The sequence below is a fragment of the Polaribacter sp. L3A8 genome (genome assembly GCF_009796785.1).
GTDB lineage: Bacteria > Bacteroidota > Bacteroidia > Flavobacteriales > Flavobacteriaceae > Polaribacter.
The window spans coordinates 98,201-114,342 of record NZ_CP047026.1; the positions used below are offsets into that span (position 1 = coordinate 98,201).

Annotated in this window: 8 protein-coding genes; all 8 read left to right on the forward strand. The window is 32.1% G+C overall.

Annotation, left to right across the window (positions count from 1 at the left end; all coding sequences use genetic code 11):
* Positions 1 to 47 precede the first annotated feature (47 nt).
* The gene (locus GQR92_RS00385; protein WP_158837266.1) at positions 48 to 3,050 is read left to right on the forward strand and encodes a SusC/RagA family TonB-linked outer membrane protein; all 3,003 of its coding nucleotides are present in this window, start codon (positions 48 to 50) and stop codon (positions 3,048 to 3,050) included.
* Positions 3,051 to 3,060: 10 nt separating this feature from the next.
* On the forward strand, positions 3,061 to 4,545 hold the full coding sequence (locus GQR92_RS00390) for a RagB/SusD family nutrient uptake outer membrane protein (RefSeq protein ID WP_158837267.1): 1,485 nt from the start codon (positions 3,061 to 3,063) through the stop codon (positions 4,543 to 4,545).
* Between the two features lie 11 nt (positions 4,546 to 4,556).
* Positions 4,557 to 6,557 carry a carbohydrate binding domain-containing protein gene (locus GQR92_RS00395; RefSeq protein ID WP_158837268.1) on the forward strand — a complete coding sequence of 667 codons (2,001 nt, stop codon included), beginning with the start codon at positions 4,557 to 4,559 and terminating at the stop codon, positions 6,555 to 6,557.
* Positions 6,558 to 6,603: 46 nt separating this feature from the next.
* Positions 6,604 to 8,274 (forward strand): family 16 glycosylhydrolase, encoded by a 1,671-nt coding sequence (locus tag GQR92_RS00400; protein ID WP_158837269.1) that lies wholly within the window; start codon positions 6,604 to 6,606, stop codon positions 8,272 to 8,274.
* Positions 8,275 to 8,382: 108 nt separating this feature from the next.
* Positions 8,383 to 9,687, forward strand: coding sequence for a hypothetical protein (locus tag GQR92_RS00405; protein WP_158837270.1), 1,305 nt, complete (start codon positions 8,383 to 8,385; stop codon positions 9,685 to 9,687).
* 102 nt (positions 9,688 to 9,789) lie between these two features.
* Positions 9,790 to 13,248 carry a hypothetical protein gene (locus tag GQR92_RS00410; protein ID WP_158837271.1) on the forward strand — a complete coding sequence of 1,153 codons (3,459 nt, stop codon included), beginning with the start codon at positions 9,790 to 9,792 and terminating at the stop codon, positions 13,246 to 13,248.
* 121 nt (positions 13,249 to 13,369) lie between these two features.
* Entirely contained in the window at positions 13,370 to 14,638 is a 1,269-nt protein-coding gene (locus GQR92_RS00415) for a glycosyl hydrolase family 17 (protein WP_158837272.1), read from the forward strand.
* 5 nt (positions 14,639 to 14,643) lie between these two features.
* The gene (locus tag GQR92_RS00420) at positions 14,644 to 16,140 is read left to right on the forward strand and encodes a glycoside hydrolase family 30 protein (protein WP_158837273.1); all 1,497 of its coding nucleotides are present in this window, start codon (positions 14,644 to 14,646) and stop codon (positions 16,138 to 16,140) included.
* Positions 16,141 to 16,142: the final 2 nt, after the last annotated feature.

A 16,142-nucleotide genomic window follows, 5' to 3' on the forward strand; every position in this document is an offset into this window, starting at 1 on the left:
CTAAAATTTAACGATAATTTTATCAAGAAATAATAAATACCTTATTCATGAGAAAAAAAATCACATTATTACTCCTTTTACTTATAGGTTTTTGTGCGTCTGCACAAACTATAAATGTAAAGGGTGTTGTTACAGATGCTAAAACAGGCGATCCATTGCCTGGAGTAAGTATAATAATTAAAGGAACAGTTGTTGGAGTTCAAACAGATTTCGACGGACTTTATAGTCTTTCTAATTTAGAAAAAGGAACAACCCTTGTCTTTAGTTATTTAGGATATACCAAAAAAGAAGTGGTAATTAATCAACAAACACTTAATGTAGCGTTAGAAGAATCAGCAGAATCTTTAGATGAAATTGTAGTTATTGGCTATGGTAAACAAAAGAGAAAGGATGTTACAGGTTCTGTTTCTATTGTAGGTGAAGAAACTTTAAATATTTTAAAACCAATAGATGCAACAAGTGCATTACAGGGAACAACATCTGGTGTTGCTGTAAACTTGTCTTCTGGTGCTCCTGGTGCTAAAGTAAATATTTTAATTAGAGGTGTAAGTTCAAATACAAACAATCAGCCATTAACAATTGTAGATGGTTACGAAGGAGATTTAAATAGTATCAATCCAAATGATATTGAATCGATTACGGTTTTAAAAGATGCACAAGCTGCTATTTATGGTATAAAAGGAGCAAATGGTGTTGTTTTGGTAACGACTAAAATTGGTAAGAAAAATAAGAAAGCAACGGTAAGGTATGATACTTATGCGGCTTTTCAGCAAACTACCAAAAAATTAGATTATTTAAATGCAACTGAATATGCTTTAGTTTTAAATGAGGCTTATGCAGCAAGCGGACAAACAGTACCTTTTAGTAATGTAAACTCTTTAGGTAAAGGTACAAACTGGCAAGATGAACTTTTTAATGATGCATTATTAATGAATCATAATATTAGTTTATCTGGTGGTGGAGAAAGTTTTAGATATTTTGTAAGTGCATCTCGTACAGAACAAGATGGTATTATCGCTAAAGATAAATCGAATTTCATTAGAAATAATATCAAATTAAATTTAGGTGTAGACATCAGCGAAAAATTAAATTTCTCTGTAATTGCAAACTATTTTACAAGTGCATCTCAAGGTTTTGATGGATCGTTATTATTTAATGGTTTAAATTATGCACCAACTTTTGGTGTTGCAGAAAACGATACCAATAATTTTTTAGGAATTGAAGTGGTAAATCCTTTATCATTATTAAATAATACTTTTGGTGAAAATAATGGAAACGGAATTGAAGGAAACTTTAAATTAGAATACAAACCAATTGAAGGTTTAAATGTAGTATCTCGTGTTGGTTATAAAATTTATAATGAAAAGCAACGTTCTTTTACACCAATTCAAGAATACGGAAATAGTAAAGTGTACAACAAAACGCAAAGTTCTGTTTATCAATTTAAAGCAACATCTACAAGAGTAAATTGGGAAACATTTGCTACGTATCAAAAAACATTTGCAGAAAATCATAACACTACTTTTACTGCAGGTACAAGTGTACAAAATGATTTGTTTGATGGTATTTATGCTACCGGTTTTGACGTACCAAACAATTCTTATGACTTTGCAGATATTAGCTTAACAAACTCTCAAAGTGAACAAAGAAGTTTAAATACAGGTAATGGAGATATTCGATTAACTTCTTTCTTTGGTAGAGTTCAATACGATTATAAAGGGAAATACTTGTTTTCAGGATTGATAAGAAGAGATGGAGCTTCAGTGTTTGATGAAGCTTTAAGAGTAGATAATTTTTGGTCTGTAACTTCAGGTTGGAAAATTTCTGATGAAGATTTCTTAAAAGATAGCGAAACTATCTCTTTCTTAAAGTTAAGAGCAAGTTATGGTACTTTAGGGAACTTAGTAGGAGATAATTTATATAGATCATTATTAAATGGTGAAGGAGAATATGTATTAGATGGAAGTTTAGTAGATGGAACTGCACAAGGTGGTTTGCCAAATAAATTAGCACAATGGGAAACAGCAGAAAAATTAGATATTGGTTTAGATATTAATTTCTTTGATGACAAATTAACTGTTGTTGCAGATTACTTTGAAGAAACAAGAAAAGATTTATTAATAGAAAACTTTCCTGTTTCTGGTTTATTAGGTTCTGCCGCACCAGGAGGAGCAAACCCAACAGTAAATGCGGGTACTTCTAAAAATACAGGTGGAGAATTAGCACTTAATTATAAGGCAATTTCTAAAGAAGATTTCACTCTAAATTTTGGTTATAATGTTACCTACGTAAAAAATGAAGTAACAGAGGTTTTAGATGGTGCTTTTGTAGAAGGAGGTAGTTTTGCTGTCGGAAATCTTGCACCTTCTAGAATGGAAGTTGGGCAACCAATTGGTTATTTCTTAGGCTTGCAAACAGATGGTATTTTTCAAACACAAGCAGAAGTAAACGCACACCCTTCTCAGTCTGGATTAGGTGCTGCAGTAACATCACCAGGAGATATTAGATATAAAGATACCAATGAAGATGGCGTTATCAATTTTGAAGATCGAGTAAATATTGGGAAACCACAAGCAGATTTTTATATGGGATTCAATGTTTCTGCTACCTATAAAAATTGGGATTTTACATCGTATTTGTATGCAGAATTAGGGAAAGACATGGTTAGAAACTTCGAACGTTTTTTACCAAATGTTAATAAACCTGCATATTATTTAGATAGATGGACAGGAGCAGGAACAAGTAATTCTGTACCAAGACTTACAAATGATGCAACAAACAACAAATTATTCTCAGATTTCTTTGTAGAAGACGCTTCATTCTTACGTATGCAAAACATACAGATTGGGTATAATTTTGCCCCTGAGTTATTAGAAAAAGTTGGCTTGTCTAAGGTAAGATTATACACGTCTATAAATAACTTATTTACTTTAACGGACTACACAGGTTATGATCCATCTATAAATGACGGAGCAATTGGAGCTGGTATTGATTCTGGGAGTTATCCATCTGCAAGACAGTTTTTATTAGGTTTAAACGTAACATTTTAAAAAATAAAAGATGAGAAATTACAATCAAAAAATAAAATTAGGATTCATCTTTATGACAAGCTTATTTATTTTAAGCGCATGTTCTGATGATTACTTAAATAATTCTAAAATTTACGCAGAAGATTCTGAATCTTTTTTCAATTCAGAAACAGATTATTACAATGCTTTAGTAGCAGCCTATGACCCATTGCAATCTACATTTATCAATGTATTAATGGGAGAAATTGCATCAAACAATACTTTAGCAGGAGGAGAAAGTGCTACAGATGTACCAGGGTATCAACAAGTAGATGATATGACGCACACACCTGTTAATGATCAACTTCAAAATCTTTGGAGTTGGATGTATGGTGGTGTTAATAGAGCTGCATACATTTTAGAATTTCAAGACAAAACAGATTTTACAGGTAAAGAAGTTATCATTGCAGAAGCTCGTTTTTTAAGAGCGTATTATAATTTTGAATTGGTAAAATGGTTTGGAGACATTCCTATTAAAGCAGAAGGTCGTTTTGTTTTGGGTGATGAAAAAACAATACCAAGATCGCCAAAAGCGGATGTTTATGCATTAATAGAAGCAGATTTAGAATATGCAATTGCAAACATGACCTATACAGCACCGCAAGTTGGTAGAGCAACAAAAGGATCTGCGCAAGCATTATTAGGTAAAGTATATTTATATCAAGATAAATTTTTACAAGCATCTACAGTTTTAGAAAATGTAATTAATAATGGTGGTTATGTATTAGAATCTGATTATAATAAAATCTTTGAATTTGATGGAGAAAACGGAACAGGTACTGTTTTCGAAGTTCAATATACAGACACTCAAGGAGCAGGTTTCGATTGTTTACAATGTAGCGAAGGTAATGTGGCAGTAGGTTTTCAAGGGGTTAGAGGTTATGATGGAGATTTATTTACATCGGGCTTTAGTTTTAATATTCCTACACAAGAAGTAGTAGACGAATTTGAAGATGGAGACAATAGAAAAGACGTAGCTATTTTAGACATCGATGCTTGGTCTGCTGCTACAGGTGCACAATTTACTACAGGTTATGAGCATACTGGTTTCTATAATAGAAAGTACTTACCAAGAAAAAGAAATGCAGATGCAGCAGGAGATTTAAATATAACCAACCCTAATAATTACAGAGCAATACGTTTTGCAGATGTATTATTAATGGCGGCTGAGGCTTTTAATAGAAGACCTTCTGCAGATGATGCCAAAGCTAAAACTTATTTAAATAAGGTTAGAGAAAGAGCTTTTGGCGATACAGATCATAACATTACAACAACAGGTACTAATTTAACAGCTGCTATTTATCACGAACGTAGAGTAGAATTAGTTGGAGAAGGTCATCAGTTTTTTGACTTAGTAAGAACAGGAAGAGGAGCTCAAATAGCAGGTTTTACAACAGGTAAAAATGAGGTGTTTCCAATACCTGTAGAAGAAATACAGTTTTCTCAAGGAAATTGGTCACAAAATGATAAATATTAATATTTATAAGGATGAAGAAAATTAAAATAATATATAAAGCGTTAATAGTATTACTGATTATCAATGCTTGTGCAGAAGAAGATAGAAGTTTAGACTTTTTAGATACTATTGCTGCGCCAACTAATGTTGCTGCTAGTTATAATTTATCTCAAGATAATTCTGGGTTGGTTACCATTTTACCAACTGCAGATGGTGGGGCTTATTTTGATATTTCTTTTGGAGATGCAACTCCCGAAGAAAAAAGTGTAGAAGCTGGTAAAAGCGCCCAACATACTTATATAGAAGGTACTTACAATGTAAAAATAGTAGCCTATAATACAAAAGGAGATACAACAGAAGCAACGCAAGAATTAGTTGTTTCATTTAAAGCTCCAGAAAATTTAGAGGTTACTTTAGAGAATGATGTAGCCATTTCTAAACAAGTAAATGTTACTGCTACAGCAGATTATGCTGCTACGTATGAGTTTTACTCAGGTGAAGATGGTGTAACTCAACCAGTTTTAACAGGTAATATTGGCGATGTAATTTCTTATCAATATCCAACTGCAGGTACTTACTCTGTAAAGGTAATTGCTAAAGGTGGTGCTGTAGAAACAACAACATATACGGCAGATTTTGAAGTAACAGAAATTTTAGTTCCAATTGTTGCTGCACCAAAACCTCCTACAAGAGATGCAGCAGACGTAGTTTCTATATTTTCAGATAAATATACACAAACTACCGTAGATTCGTTTACTACAGATTGGTCTTCTTTAGCTTTACAAGAAGTAATTACAGTAGATGCTGACAATGTTTTAGCGTACAGAGATTTAAATTATGCGGGTATTATAACAGAGGCTTCTCCGATAGATGCTTCGTCAATGGAGTTTGTTCATTTTGATATTTGGACTACGAATGTAGATACTTTTAAATTGAAATTTGTTGACTTTAATGGTACAGGTTACAATGATGGTTCTGATAATATTGAATTTGAAGTAGAAAATACAATTACAGAAAAAGGAAAATGGTTAAGTTTTGATATTCCTTTATCAGAATTTACAGGAGTTCCATTTTCTGATATCAACCAAATTGTTATTGCTGCTGCACCACAAGGAACCGTGTTTTTAGATAACTTTTATTTTTATAAAGTAAGTACAACTGCACCAGCATTTGATGATGGATTATTAACCAATGGAGATTTTGAAAACGGAAGCGATGCTTGGTTAATTGGTATTGATGATAGTTCTTCTGCGCCAGTAGTAACAGATGCAGGTAATACTTACTACTCAGTAAACGTAACTGCAGCAGGTCAACCTTATGATGTAAATGCAAGTCAGAAAGTAGAAATAATTCAAGGAAATACGTACACATTAACTTTTGATGCTTGGTCAGACGTAAATAGACCCATAATTGCAGGAATTGGTTTAAGTGCAGATCCTTGGTCTAATGATTCTAAAACGGTAGAAATTACACCAACAAGAACAACGTATTCTGTTACGCTATCTGCAGCAGAATTTGGAGCCTCAGATGCTAGAGTTATTTTCGATTTAGGCGCAGCTGTAGGTATGGTTAATTTAGATAATGTATCTCTAATTATAGGTACAGGAAATATAATAGTTAATGGAGATTTCGAAAACGGAAGCGATGCTTGGTTAATTGGTGTTGATGACACTACTGCTGCTCCAGTAGTAACAGATGCAGGTAATACCTATTATTCTGTAAACGTAACGGCGGCAGGTAATTCTTATGATGTAAATGCAAGTCAAAAATTAGAAATTATTCAAGGAAACACATATACGTTAACTTTTGATGCTTGGTCAGACGTAAACAGACCTATAATTGCTGGTATTGGTTTAAGTGCAGACCCTTGGTCTAATGATTCTAAAACGGTAGAAATTACACCAACAAGAACAACCTATTCTGTAACATTATCTGCAGCAGAATTTGGAGCCTCAGACGCAAGAGTTATTTTCGATTTAGGAGCAGCAGTAGGTATGGTTAATTTAGATGATGTTTCATTATCTAGTAATTAGGTATAAAAACAATTATTTACATGTTAACGTAATTAAAATATAAAAAATGAAAAAAATAAAAAATATTTATATAATCCTATTTTCTTTAATGGCCGCTTTTTATGGGTGTCAAGAAAATGAGCATGAATTCGGAGAAATAGTAGCTCCTACAGATATTGTTATCACCGCAGAAATTGTGGGCGTAGATGCTAACAATCTTTACGGAGATGGTAGTGGTACAGTAAATTTTACTGCAACCGCAGAAAATGCCTCTTCTTATGTGTATTATTTTGATGGTGTTGCAGAAGCTTCTCCATCAGGAGTGTTATCAAAAAGGTTTTCTAAAGTAGGTGTAAATAACTATACCGTTGTTGTAAAAGCAAATGGTACAGGTGGCGTTTCATCAACAAAAACAATAGATGTAGAAGTGTTTAGTTCTTTTTCTGATGTAGATGCAGAAAACTTTTTAAGTGGTGCTAATATTGGAGATAGTAAAAAATGGTACTGGCAAGCAGATAAAGATTTACATGTTGGTTTAGGACCTGTTACAGATGATTATGGTAATGGAGAATTTGCTTATGAGGCTTGGTGGAATGGTATTAAGGCTTGGGATGATGAAAAAAGTTGTATGTACGATAATGAGTTTGTTTTTACAAGAACTGCAAACGGATTAACATTCGAACAAACCGCAGGTCCTGCTTTTGTACCAGGTACGTATGCTGGTGTTTTAGGGGTTGCAGGAGATCAGTGTCATGATGAAACTGTAGCAACAAAAATGTTTGGTGTAAAAACAGTGGCTTTTGGTCCTTCTACATCTAAAGCAGGTACAGAAGGTACGTATAACAATGCGCCATATAGAGGTACAAATTTCGAAATTTCTGATGGTGGTTTTATGGGATGGTTAGTAGGTTCTGGAACTTATGATATTATTTCTGTGTCTAGCAGCGAATTGGTTGTTAGAGTTATAGAAGACCCCGTTTCTGGTTCTGGAGGAGCTTGGTACCATAAATTTACGTCTACGAAACCCGTAAAAGGATCTGGTTATATTTATAATGATTTGGCTTGGGAAGACGATTTTAATACAGCAGGAGCACCAGATGCAACTAAATGGACGTATGACCTTGGTGCAGGTGGTTGGGGTAATAATGAATTGCAAACTTATACTAATGATGCTGAAAATGTAATTGTAGAAGGTGGTTATTTAAAAATTAAAGCGAAAACAGATGGTAGTGGAGGTTATACTTCTGCAAGATTAAAATCTGAAGGATTGTATGAATTTACCTATGGTAGAGTAGAGGTAAAAGCAAAATTGCCTGGTGAGCAAGGTACTTGGCCAGCTATTTGGATGTTAGGTGCTAATTTTTCTACTATTGGTTGGCCACATTCTGGAGAGATTGATATAATGGAGCAAACAGGAGCCGATAAAAATACTTCTTTAGGTACGTTACACTGGTACAATACTGCGGGTAGTAATAATGCAAGTTATGGTGAAACTACTCCAATTGAAAATGCTTCATCAGAATTTCATTTATATACAGTAGAATGGACAGAAAAAACTGTTAAAATATATGTGGATAATGTTCCTTTTTATGAGCTTGCTAATAGTGCAGATTTACCTTTTAATGCAGATTTCTTTTTAATTCTTAATGTAGCAATGGGAGGTTCTTTAGGGGGAACCGTTGATGCAGCGTTTACAGAAGATACTATGGAAATAGACTATGTAAAAGTATATCAATAATAAATAATTGAAGATGTTTAATAAGGTCAGTTTATAATTGATTGACCTTATTTGTCTTCTTTTTATTAGCTACAAAATAGTAAGGTTTTATCATCTAAAGAGATACACATGAAATACATTTTCTTACCAATTATATTTATTCTTTTTGCTTTAAGCTCATGCTCTAAAAATAAGACTGAAGTAGTTGTTTTAAATAATGAACAAGGAATGCGGTTAATGGTTAATGGAGAAGATTTTATCATTAACGGAATGAATTGGGATTATTTTCCGGTAGGAACCAACTTTTCTTACAGTTTATGGCAACAATCTGATGCGTTTATAAAAAAGGCATTAGAAACAGAAATGACTTTGCTTAAAGAGTTAGGCATTAATACAATTCGTGTTTACGAAGGCATTCAACCTAAATGGATTACTTATATCTATGAAAAGTATGGTATTTACACCATGCTAAACCATTCTTTTGGTAGATACGGAGTTTCTATAAACGGAAATTGGAAACCAGAAACAGATTACACAAATGTTGATACTCAAAAATCTTTACTAGCAGAAGTTGTACAAATGACTAAAACGTATAAAAATACACAGGGTTTGTTATTATTTCTTTTAGGGAATGAAAATAATTATGGACTTTTTTGGGCGGGATCAGAAACAGAAGACTTTCCTGAAGAAGAAACTGAAAAGAAAAAAATAGGAGAAATAAGAGGTAGAGCAATGTATAAATTGATGAATGAGGCTGCTATTCAAATGAAAAAGGTAGATGCTGCTCATCCAATAGCTATTTGCAATGGCGATTTACTTTTTATAGATATTATAGCAGAAGAATGCAAAGACGTAGATATTTATGGTACCAATATGTATCGTGGAAAATCTTTTTTAGATGCTTTTGATATTGTTAAAAAGAAACTGAATATGCCGATATTATTTACAGAATTTGGATCCGATGCTTTTAATGCAATCAATAATAAAGAAGATCAAAAAATGCAAGCTTTTTACTTGGTAGAAAACTGGAAAGAAATTTATAAAAACGTTGCTGGTTTAGGTAAAGCAGAAAACGCAATTGGGGGGTTTACTTTTCAATTTAGTGATGGTTGGTGGAAATACGGACAGACCATAAATTTAGATGTGCATGATAATGATGCCTCTTGGGCAACCAAAGCGTATGATTATGACTATCAAGAAAATCATAATAACATGAATGAGGAATGGTTTGGTATTTGTGCAAAAGGCCCAACCAATAACGAAGGTTTATACACTTTATATCCAAGAGCAGCTTATTATGCTTTAAAAGAAGCACATCAATTAAACCCCTATGCAAAAGGAATGACCACAAGCTTAGTTTTAGAATATTTTAATAAAATTAAACTAAATGACGCCCTTATAAAAGCAACAAATAATGAGGTTGTTTTAGACTAAACGAATAAACAGCGATAGAATATTTTTTAATATTCTGATAAAATAAAATATTAATTAGAACCTCTTTTAAATAGTTGCAGAGGTTTTAGAATACCAATTTTAATGACAAACAAGACCATCTTTTTAGGAAAAAATAAAGCAGACTTTCAAGCACAAGAAGTGAAAGGAGAAATGATAAATTTTGACAATGAAGTTTATTATAAAATTGCAAATAGTAATGAAATGAGACCATTCTTTATGAGTATTGTTTCTGACTCCAATCATTGGATGTTTATTTCTAGTAATGGAGGTCTTACAGCTGGTAGAAAAAATAGTGAGTATTCACTTTTTCCGTATTATACAGATGATAAAATTACGGAATCTGCAGATGTAACTGGGAGTAAATCTATTTTTCAAGTTTCTAAAAATGGAAACATTTATTTATGGGAACCTTTTTCTCAGAGACAAATTGGGTTGTATAAAACCAAACAAAACTTATATAAAAATAGTTTTGGAAATAAAGTTATTTTCGAAGAAATTAATGAAGATTTAGAAGTAACCTTCAGATATCAATGGAGTTCTACAGATAAATTCGGATTTGTAAAAAAATCAACCTTAATTAATAATTCTTCAGATATAATACAAATTACATTTTTAGACGGTTTACAAAATATTATCCCTTCGGATGTAGAAACAGATTTACAAAACTCTCGCAGTAATTTAGTAGATGCTTACAAGAAAAGTGAATTACAAGCAGAATCTGGTTTAGGTATTTATGCATTAAGTGCCATTATTGTTGATAAAGCAGAACCAAGTGAAGCTTTAAAGGCAAATATCGTTTGGTCTTTAGGTATCGAAAATCCAACGTATTTATTATCATCATTACAATTAGATAGTTTTAGAAGAGGAAAAGAGATACATCCAGAAGTAGATATAAAAGCAGAAAAAGGAGCTTATTTTATCAGTGCAGATTTAGAATTATCAGCAAATGAAACCAAAGAATGGAGTTTTATTGCGAATGTGAATCAGACGATAGGTGATATTCAAATAATTTCTAAGGCTATTTTAAATGATAAAAATTTAGCTGAAAGTATTTTAGAAGATATCGAATTAGGTACTAAAAACTTAATTGCTTTAACAGGTGCTGCAGATGGTTTGCAAGTAACAAACGATCCTTTAGTAAATACAAGACACTTTGCAAATACACTTTTCAACTTAATGAGAGGTGGTACTTTTGATGATGATTATAAAATTGAAAAAGAAGATTTTATAAAATACATTGGAAAGGCAAATAAAAAAGTAATCAAGAAAAAAGAAGAATTGTTAAATGACTTACCAGAGGAATTTACATTAAATACGATTCTTGAAATTGCAGAGAACGATGAAGATAAAAACTTTAAAAGACTTTGTTTTGAATATTTACCATTAAAATTTAGTAGAAGACACGGTGATCCAAGTAGACCTTGGAACAAGTTTTCTATCAACACAAAAAATGAAATTGATGGTTCTAAAATTTTAGATTATGAAGGGAACTGGCGAGATATTTTTCAGAATTGGGAAACCTTAGCACATTCTTATCCTGAGTTTATAGAAAGCATGATTCATAAGTTTTTAAATGCAACGACTTTTGATGGTTACAATCCGTATAGAGTTACAAAAGATGGTTTCGATTGGGAAACTATAGAAGAAAATGATCCTTGGTCTTATATTGGATATTGGGGAGATCATCAAATAATTTACTTATTAAAATTCTTAGAATTTATAGAAAACCATTATCCTAATCAATTAGAAAAACGTTTTTCTGAAGATATTTTTGTGTACGCAAATGTGCCTTATAAAATTAAAGATTATCAAAGTATACTTCAAAATCCTAAAGATACTATAGCCTTTGATCATGAATTAGATGCTAAAATTCATGAAAAAAGAGAAGAATTAGGAGCTGATGGTGCTTTATTAAGAGATGAAAACTTCTTTATTTATAAAGTGAATTTAATTGAAAAATTATTAGCAACTGTATTAGCAAAAGTATCTAACTTCATCCCAGAAGGTGGTATTTGGATGAATACGCAACGTCCGGAATGGAATGACGCGAATAACGCTTTAGTTGGTAACGGAGTTTCTATGGTAACGTTAAATTACTTAAATAGATTTATCAATTTCTTTGAAAAAGTAGTTACGAAATCAACCACAGAAGAAGTTGAGATTTCATTAGAATTGGCAACATTCTTTAATGAAGTTGTGTCAACTTTCAACCAAAATAAAGAAATACTTTCTGGTTCTGTTTCTGATACTGAGAGAAAAACAGTTTTAGATGGTTTAGGTGAAGCAGCAAGTACGTTTAGATCTGCCATTTATGAAAACGGATTTTCTAGTGATAGAAATACAATTTCTAAAACAGAATTGTTAGCCTTTTTTACAATTACAAAACAATATTTAGAGCATACCATAAAAGCAAACAAACGTTCTGATAATTTGTATCATTCTTACAATTTAATGACTATTAAGAATGATAACGAAGTAGCTATTTCTTATTTGCCAGAAATGTTAGAAGGACAAGTTGCTGTTTTAAGTGCTGGATATTTATCATCAAAAGAAGCTTTAAAAGTTTTAGATGGTATGAAAGCGAGTGCGTTGTTTAGAGAAGATCAATACAGTTATATTTTATATCCGAATAAAGATTTACCTCGTTTCGATCAAAAAAATGTGATTTCTAAAGAGTCTGTAAATAAGTCTAAATTATTATCAAAGTTGATTAGTGATGGAAACACACAAATCATTACTAAAGATGTTTTAGGTAATTATCATTTTAATGCAAACTTTAACAATGCCAATAGTCTAAAAGGAGCTTTTTTAGCATTACCAGAAACGTATTCAGATTTAATAGAAAACGAAGCTGGTTTGTTACTAGAAACTTTTGAAGGAGTCTTTAATCACAAAGCATTTACAGGTCGTTCAGGAACTTTCTTTGGCTATGAAGGGTTAGGTTCTATTTATTGGCACATGGTTTCAAAACTATTATTAGCGGTTCAAGAAAATTGCTTGTTAGCGGTTAAAAATAAGGAAGATGAAGCTGTAGTTGGTCAATTATTAGATCACTATTATGAAATTCAGGCAGGAATTGGTGTGCATAAATCTCCAGAATTATATGGCGCTTTTCCAACAGATCCATATTCTCATACACCAGGAGGAAAAGGAGCACAACAGCCAGGAATGACAGGTCAGGTTAAAGAAGACGTGTTAAGTAGAATTGGAGAGTTAGGTGTTTTTGTAAAAGAAGGTAAAATCATTTTTAATCCTAGATTATTAAGAGGAAGTGAGTTTATTAAAATGCCAAAAACTTTTAAATATACTGCTATTAGTAAAGAAGCAAAATCAATTGAATTAAAAGAAGATTCACTTTGTTTTACCTATTGTCAAATTCCAATTGTGTATAAAAATAAAGGAGAAGAAAGTATAACAATCTTTTTTACAAACGGAAAAATAACAACATCAGAAAGCTTAATTCTTAACAGTACTATTTCTAAAATGATGTTTGAAAGAACAGGTGAAATAGATAGAATAGAGGTTTCGGTAAAAAAATAATTGATAAAAAAATTAAAAGATAGATTCCACCTGCAAGGTCTTTTTTTCTTGTAGGTGTAATGAATAAACATAATAAGGTTTTAAAACCTTTCAAAAAAAAAACGATTTTAAACATCAAAATATGAATTCAATTTTTAAAATATCCTTTGCAATTATTGTGTTTATTTTTTGCGTTAGTTGTAATTCTAAACAAGCAATTAAAAAAAAGGAACTTACTGCAGAACATATTTTAGGGAATCCTGATTATTTAGCAATTTCCTATGGAGGTTATAGAGAGAAATCTAGAGAAGACAATCAACCTACAATTCCTCAATTAAAAGAAGATTTAAAGTTGATGCATGCTATGGGAATTCGCATTTTAAGAACCTATAATGTGCAACCAAAATTACCACATGCTGCAAATGTTTTAGAAGCCATTCATCAACTTAAAAAAGAAGATGCAAATTTTGAAATGTATGTAATGTTAGGGGCTTGGATAGATTGTTTAAATGCTTGGACAGACAAAGTACCTAATCATAATATTGAAAGTCCAGAAAATGAAGGAGAAATAGCGAGAGCCGTAGCGTTGGCTAATAAATATCCAGACATTGTAAAAGTAATTGCAGTTGGTAATGAAGCGATGGTAAAATGGGCAGCAAGTTATTTTGTACAACCGAATGTTATTTTAAAATGGGTAAATCATCTGCAAGATTTAAAGAAAAATGGAGAATTATCTAAAGATGTTTGGATTACAAGTTCAGACGATTTTTCTTGTTGGGGTGGTGGAGATCCGTTATATCATACAGCCGATTTAGAAAAATTGATAAAAGCCGTAGATTATATTTCTACCCATACGTATCCATATCATAATTCGCACCACAATTCAGAATTTTGGAAAGTACCCGATAATGAGTTGCATTTATCAGACAAAGAAAAAATTGATGCAGCCATGGTAAGGTCTAAAAAGTTTGCCATAAAACAATACAACGCTGTAAAAAATTATATGAAAAGTTTGGGCGTAAACAAACCTATTCATATAGGAGAAACAGGTTGGGCAACGATTTCTAACGGCTATTATGGCGCACAAGGTTCTAGAGCTACAGACGAATACAAGCAAGGTTTGTATTATAATAATTTGCGAGAATGGACAAATAACGAAAGGATTTCTTGTTTCTATTTTGAAGCTTTTGATGAACAATGGAAAGATGCTGAAAATGCAAATGGCTCAGAAAATCATTTTGGTTTAATCAATTTAAAAGGAGAAGCTAAATATGCACTTTGGAATTTGGTTGATAAAGGCGTTTTTAAAGGTTTAACAAGAAATGGACAACCAATTACAAAAACATATAATGGAAATAAAGAAGCGTTGATGAAAGAGGTTCTTGTTCCGAATACAGATTATAAAAAATAAATACAATGAAAGCAAAAACCTATTTTCTAATCCTTTTTTTAGTAACGATAATCAGTTGTAAGCAAGTTGATAACAAACTAAATGTAACTGTTTATGAAACCTCTGAAGCTGGAAATAAATTAACACCTATTTCAACATTTACTTCGGATGAAAATGCATCAATAATAACTTTAAACCCTAAAGAGACGTTTCAAACAATTACTGGTTTTGGAGGGGCTTTTACAGAATCATCAGCATATTTATTAAATAAATTAAGTAAAAAAAATAGAGATACTATTTTACAAGCTTATTTTGCTGAAGATGGCGCTAATTATTCATTAACAAGAACACACATGAATTCTTGTGATTTTTCTCTCAATCAGTATTCTTATTCTCCTGTAGCAGAAGATATGGAGTTAGAACACTTTACAATTAAGGAAGACATGGATGACTTAATTCCGATGATAAAAGATGCCATGAAAGTGTCTAAAGACGGATTTAAAATTTTTGCTTCACCTTGGACCGCCGCTCCTTGGATGAAAGATAATAAGAAGTGGGTTGGCGGTAAATTATTACCAAAATACTATGATACTTGGGCATTATTCTTCTCTAAATATGCAGATGCTTACAAAGAACAAGGCATCGATATTTGGGGATTTACAGTAGAAAATGAACCACATGGAAATGGAAATAATTGGGAAAGCATGCATTATTCTCCTGAAGAAATGACGGAGTTTGTACAACATCATTTAGGTCCTAAATTAGAAGCAGATGGAAAAGGGGATCTCAAAATTTTAGGGTACGATCAAAATAGAGAAGGTTTAAAAGAATGGGTAGATGTTATGTTTAAAGATAAAGCTTCCTCTAAATACTATGATGGAACAGCAATTCACTGGTACGAAAGTACCTATGAAGTTTTTCCGGAAGCGTTACAATATGCACATAACAAAGCTCCAAATAAATACCTAATAGAAACAGAAGGTTGTATTGATTCTCAGGTTCCGGTATGGCAAGATGACGCTTGGTATTGGAAAAAAGAAGCAACAGATTGGGGTTGGGATTGGGCACCAGAAAAAGACAAACACTTACATCCTAAATATGCACCCGTAAACAGATATGCAAGAGATATTATTGGTTGCCTAAATAATTGGGTAGACGGTTGGGTAGATTGGAATATGGTTTTAGACACAAAAGGAGGACCAAACTGGTTCGAGAATTGGTGTGTGGCTCCAGTAATTGTAGATACAGCAACTGATGCCGTTTATTTTACTCCACTTTATTACACAATGGCTCATTTTAGTAAATATATAAGACCAGAAGCAAAAGTAATTGGTTTAGAAAATTCAGATAAAGAATTGCAAGTTACGGCAGCACAAAACACAGATGGTTCTATTGCTGTGGTAGTTTTTAATGAAGGAAAAACAAAAAAGAGTTTCAAATTGCTTTTAGCAGAAAAAGAAACACTTATAAATATAGATGCACAAGCATTACAAACCATTATGGTATCAACTATTAAAAACTAAAA

Bases quoted from the DNA above. Each gene is read 5' to 3' on its own strand.
- GQR92_RS00410 (WP_158837271.1), top strand. From the start codon at position 9,790: ATGACAAACAAGACCATCTTTTTAGGAAAAAATAAAGCAGACTTTCAA.
- GQR92_RS00390 (WP_158837267.1), top strand. From the start codon at position 3,061: ATGAGAAATTACAATCAAAAAATAAAATTAGGATTCATCTTTATGACA.
- GQR92_RS00415 (WP_158837272.1), top strand. From the start codon at position 13,370: ATGAATTCAATTTTTAAAATATCCTTTGCAATTATTGTGTTTATTTTT.
- GQR92_RS00395 (WP_158837268.1), top strand. From the start codon at position 4,557: ATGAAGAAAATTAAAATAATATATAAAGCGTTAATAGTATTACTGATT.
- GQR92_RS00385 (WP_158837266.1), top strand. From the start codon at position 48: ATGAGAAAAAAAATCACATTATTACTCCTTTTACTTATAGGTTTTTGT.
- GQR92_RS00405 (WP_158837270.1), top strand. From the start codon at position 8,383: ATGAAATACATTTTCTTACCAATTATATTTATTCTTTTTGCTTTAAGC.
- GQR92_RS00420 (WP_158837273.1), top strand. From the start codon at position 14,644: ATGAAAGCAAAAACCTATTTTCTAATCCTTTTTTTAGTAACGATAATC.
- GQR92_RS00400 (WP_158837269.1), top strand. From the start codon at position 6,604: ATGAAAAAAATAAAAAATATTTATATAATCCTATTTTCTTTAATGGCC.